This is a genomic window from Dickeya sp. CFBP 2040 (assembly GCF_012273755.1).
GTDB classification, from domain to species: Bacteria; Pseudomonadota; Gammaproteobacteria; order Enterobacterales; family Enterobacteriaceae; genus Dickeya; species Dickeya poaceiphila.
On record NZ_JAAVXH010000062.1, the window covers coordinates 1 to 3,328 of the forward strand.

At 47.1% G+C, this 3,328-nt stretch carries 5 protein-coding genes; 3 read left to right on the forward strand and 2 right to left on the reverse strand.

Annotation, left to right across the window (positions count from 1 at the left end):
• Positions 1–101 precede the first annotated feature (101 nt).
• A complete protein-coding gene (gene mobB / locus Dpoa2040_RS08385) occupies positions 102–617 on the reverse strand; it encodes a molybdopterin-guanine dinucleotide biosynthesis protein MobB (protein WP_168640969.1) in 516 nt (171 codons plus the stop codon).
• Positions 610–1,185: a molybdenum cofactor guanylyltransferase MobA gene (gene mobA / locus Dpoa2040_RS08390; protein WP_168640970.1), complete on the reverse strand. Its 576-nt coding sequence runs from the start codon at positions 1,183–1,185 to the stop codon at positions 610–612. Before mobA ends, mobB begins: the two co-directional genes overlap by 8 nt.
• Before the next feature lie 110 nt (positions 1,186–1,295).
• On the opposite strand from mobA, the gene Dpoa2040_RS08395 reads away from it, so the two are divergent.
• Genes Dpoa2040_RS08395 through dsbA form a run of 3 tightly spaced genes read left to right on the forward strand, consistent with a single transcriptional unit; the run spans position 1,296 to position 3,233 of the window.
• Positions 1,296–1,565, forward strand: coding sequence for a YihD family protein (locus Dpoa2040_RS08395; RefSeq protein ID WP_042867517.1), 270 nt, complete (start codon positions 1,296–1,298; stop codon positions 1,563–1,565).
• A gap of 35 nt (positions 1,566–1,600) precedes the next feature.
• The gene (locus Dpoa2040_RS08400; protein ID WP_168640971.1) at positions 1,601–2,587 is read left to right on the forward strand and encodes a serine/threonine protein kinase; all 987 of its coding nucleotides are present in this window, start codon (positions 1,601–1,603) and stop codon (positions 2,585–2,587) included.
• 22 nt (positions 2,588–2,609) lie between these two features.
• A complete protein-coding gene (gene dsbA, locus Dpoa2040_RS08405; RefSeq protein ID WP_042867521.1) occupies positions 2,610–3,233 on the forward strand; it encodes a thiol:disulfide interchange protein DsbA in 624 nt (207 codons plus the stop codon).
• The last annotated feature ends 95 nt before the right edge of the window (positions 3,234–3,328 follow it).

The window sequence follows — 3,328 nt, forward strand, 5'->3', positions numbered from 1 at the left end:
CCTGTCTCTCTCCTTCTCCTGTTCTCGTTCTTTTCCCCGCCCATCCCCTTTTGCCGGGCTTAGCCTCCTGGCATGAATAGAAGCGCGAAAGCGCGATTCAGTCATCTGCCGGTCGGGTACAGCCAGTCACGGATAAATACCGCAATCTGCGGTGGCTGGTTCAGATCCAGACGAGGTTTGAGGAACGTTAACGGTACATCGCTGGCTATAGCCAGTGTGTGGTCATCGATTTCCATCACCTCATTATTTCCAGATTTATGGCGATAAAGCAGGATTTTATCGACAGATTCATGCTTGAAGCCTTCAACCAGAATCAAATCCAGTTTTGAACTGTCCATTCTGCTGGCTAGAAAGTACAAATCAGGCTCTTGTTGTTCAGGTGTCTCGGTCATCAACGCCCATCGGGTATTGCTGGCAACCAGAGTCTGACTGGCACCAGCTTTACGCAGTTCATAACTGTCTTTTCCCGGTTTATCGATATCCATATCGTGGTGAGTGTGTTTAATAATACCAACCCGGATCTCCATCGCATTCAACAATGGAATGAGTTGCTTCAATAGTGTGGTTTTTCCAGTGCCGCTGTGGGCAGCGATCGCCAGAAGTGGTATGTCAGTCATGAGGCTGTTCCTGCCAGTGAGCAAGATCTTCTGGCGTATTGAGATTGCGGAATGATAAAGGCTGGTCTGCAAAAGAAACGGCTTTTGCTGCTATCTGATTTAAAAATAACATTAGTTTTCGGTCGCCATTGCTCAAATACGTTTCCAACTCTGCAATTAATGAGGTATGGATCAACAATAATGTCGGGTGATCACGTAATCCATCTGTGGCATAAGCGGCAAGATGATTGTCACTGAACTGCAGCAGCCGGGAAACCAAATCGTGAGGTAATGAGGGTACATCACAGGGAACGAATATGACCCAGTCTGTTTTAGCGATGCTCAACCCGGTAAAGACACCGGCCAACGGCCCCGAAAAATCAGGATTAATATCGCCGATCACCGGATAACCGCTTTGCTGATAACAAGCCTGATGCCGATTGGCGTTAATGAGCAGGGTATCAACCTGTGGCTCCAGTCGCTCCAGAACATACTGGTAAAGTGGTTTCCCTTCCATTTCAATCAGCCCTTTGTCGTTTCCTCCCATGCGGGATGATTGACCGCCAGCCAGAATTACACCTGTTATCATCGTATTGGTATCCATAATGATTTAATGCGGTATTGTCGGAAATGTATGGCGTAAGGCCAAGCCCTTTCCCCATACTAGATAAACAATCATTAATGTCTGAGGTAGTGATAATGAAATGCCATCGTGTAAATGAACTGGTTGAGCTGCTGCACCCAGCCTGGCAAAAAGAGCCTGATTTGAATTTGGTGCAATTTTTACAAAAACTTGCACAGGAAGCAGGGTTCGAGGGGGCGCTTAGTGATTTGACTGATGATATCCTTATTTATCATTTAAAATTACGTGATGCAGATAACACACAGCCTATTCCAGGTTTGCAGAAAGATTATGAAGAAGATTTCAAAACCGCATTACTGCGTGCTCGTGGTGTTATCAAGGATTAGCGGTTATAGCCCACGGCGATGGAGTTTTGCTTGTTATGCATGATTCCGTATTCAATTTTCATACTCTGTCGCCGGATGTCATCATGGATGCGCTTTGGTCTGTGGGTATTCGCGTTGATTCCGGTCTGACAGCTCTTAATAGTTATGAAAACCGGGTTTACCAGTTTAGTGATGAAGACCGTAAACGTTATGTGGTGAAGTTTTATCGACCACAGCGTTGGGATGCAGCCCAGATTAGCGAAGAGCATCACTTTGCGGTCGAGTTGTCTGATGATGAAGTACCCGTGGTGGCACCACTGGCTTTACAGGGCAATACATTACATGAGTATGATGGTTTCTGGTTTGCAGTGTTCCCTAGTGTTGGTGGCCGTCAGTATGAAATGGACAATGATGACCAGTTGGAAGATGTAGGGCGTTATCTGGGCCGAATTCATCAAACTGGTAGCCGAAATCTGTTTTCAACACGCCCTTATATTGGGGTAAAGGAGTACCTGGACGACCCGCTGGCTACCTTAGCGGATAGCCCTCTGATTTCTGACGCTCAGAAGGTATCGTTCTTAGCTGCTACAGCACGTCTGATTGATGAAGTGAAGCTGTGCTGGCATATGAACTGGCAACCCAGACGCCTGCATGGCGACTGCCATCCCGGTAATATTCTCTGGCGTGACGGCTCACTGTTTGTCGATCTGGATGATGCGCGTAATGGTCCGGCTGTGCAGGATCTCTGGATGCTGTTGCATGGTGAGCGTAAGGAGCAGCGTATTCAATTGGATATTTTGCTGGATGCCTACAGCGAATTTGCTTCTTTTGATGAGTCAGAATTGGCGCTGATTGAGCCATTACGTGCGATGCGTATGGTTCACTATCTGGCCTGGGTGGCGCGTCGCTGGCATGACCCTGCATTTCCTCGTAGTTTTCCATGGATGCAGGAAGCTGATTTCTGGGCGAAGCAGACCATTATTTTTACTGAGCAGGTAAGGCTGTTGCAGGAACCACCGTTGCAGCTGGCACCGATGTACTGATAATTATGGAGATAACCTTGATATGAAGAAAATATGGCTTGCGCTGGTTGGTGTGGTGTTGGCGTTCAGTGCGTCAGCCGCTGACTTTTCCGATGGTAAGCAGTTTGTCACCCTGGATAAACCTGTTCCCCAATCCCCTCAGGTGCTGGAATTCTTCTCGTTCTATTGCCCTCACTGTTACCAATTTGCTCAGGTTTACCATGTTCCTGAGGCTATCCAGAAAGCATTACCGACTGACACTAAGTTGACCAAATATCATGTCGATTTTCTTGGCCCATTGGGTAAAGAGTTAACCCAGGCTTGGGCGGTTGCGATTGCTTTGGGGGTGGAAGACAAAGTCAGCCCGCTGATGTTTGATGCTGTACAGAAGACTCAAACCGTGCAAAAACCGGAAGATATTCGTCAGGTCTTTGTGGCAGCGGGTGTAAAAGCTGAAGACTATGACAGTGCATTGAATAGCTTTGTGGTGAAATCATTAGTCGCACAACAGGAAAAAGCGGCTGCCGATTTGCAACTGCGTGGTGTCCCGGCGGTATTTGTGCAGGGTAAGTACATGATAAAAAGCGATGGGCTTGATACCAGCTCTATGGATAACTACGTCAAACAGTATGCTGATGTAGTGAAGTTTCTGATTTCTAAAAAATAAATTTATTCCTGCTTATGCGCCACACGCGATAACGCGTGTGGCGTTTTTGTTGCTGTCTGGTGTTAACGTCAGGGTAATACGGTTTAGCGCAAGAC

Excerpts from the sequence above, each read along its gene's own strand:
- mobB (WP_168640969.1), bottom strand. The coding sequence starts at position 617 with ATGACTGACATACCACTTCTGGCGATCGCTGCCCACAGCGGCACTGGA.
- mobA (WP_168640970.1), bottom strand. The coding sequence starts at position 1,185 with ATGATAACAGGTGTAATTCTGGCTGGCGGTCAATCATCCCGCATGGGA.
- Dpoa2040_RS08395 (WP_042867517.1), top strand. The coding sequence starts at position 1,296 with ATGAAATGCCATCGTGTAAATGAACTGGTTGAGCTGCTGCACCCAGCC.
- Dpoa2040_RS08400 (WP_168640971.1), top strand. The coding sequence starts at position 1,601 with ATGCATGATTCCGTATTCAATTTTCATACTCTGTCGCCGGATGTCATC.
- dsbA (WP_042867521.1), top strand. The coding sequence starts at position 2,610 with ATGAAGAAAATATGGCTTGCGCTGGTTGGTGTGGTGTTGGCGTTCAGT.